The following is an 816-nucleotide window of genomic DNA, read 5'->3' as shown; positions in this document are numbered from 1 at the left end:
CGCTCACACGGGTTCCGCCCCAAACGGGGCTGCCACACCGCTCTTGATGAGGTGGTGTCGGTATGGAAGGGAACGCACTGGATGATCGAGGGGGACATCTCCGACTGCTTCGGGAGTCTTGACCATAGTGTCATGCTTTCAACGTTGGCGGAGAGGATCCACGACGGCCGGTTCCTTCAACTGATCGACCGGATGCTCAAGGCCGGGTATTTGGAGGACTGGCAGTGGAACGACACGCTCAGCGGAGCACCGCAAGGCGGTGTTGCTTCACCGATCTTGTCCAATATCTATCTGGACCGGTTCGATCAGTTCGTTGAACAGCAGCTATTTCCGGATTACAACCGGGGCAGACGACGACGCACCCACCGTGCGTATGAGATCGTCGAAAACCGGATTGCGAGGGCCAGGCGACACGGTGACCGGGAAGCGGTGCGGGCGCTGCGGCGCGAACGGCGTTCCCTGCCGAGTCAAGACCCCAACGATCCTGGGTATCGGCGTCTTCGATACGTTCGGTATTGCGACGACTTCCTGCTCGGGTTCGCCGGTCCCAAGAGCGAGGCCGTCGAGATCAAGGCAAGGATCAGGGCGTTCCTGCGTGACGAGCTCACGCTGGAACTGTCCGAGTCCAAAACCCTGATCACGCACGCCACCAGCCAGGCGGCGCGCTTCCTCGGCTACGAGATCAGGGCACAGCATGCCGACACGAAGATCACCCGGAATCGCCGGGCGGTCAACGGCGCCATCGGCCTGTTCGTGCCCAGGGACGTAATCCGGGACAGATGCGCCCGCTACATGAGTGGAGGAAAGCCCGCGTTG

1 protein-coding gene is annotated in these 816 nt (G+C 61.6%); it reads left to right on the top strand.

What is annotated here, in order from left to right; all coding sequences use genetic code 11:
• Nucleotides 1-816, top strand: an 816-nt coding sequence (locus VXC91_RS46255) for a reverse transcriptase/maturase family protein (protein WP_329513312.1), incomplete at both ends; no start/stop codon positions are given.

The organism is Streptomyces chiangmaiensis (assembly GCF_036281785.1).
Lineage (GTDB): Bacteria > Actinomycetota > Actinomycetes > Streptomycetales > Streptomycetaceae > Streptomyces > Streptomyces chiangmaiensis.
This window is presented reverse-complemented; position numbering and strand designations above follow the sequence as displayed.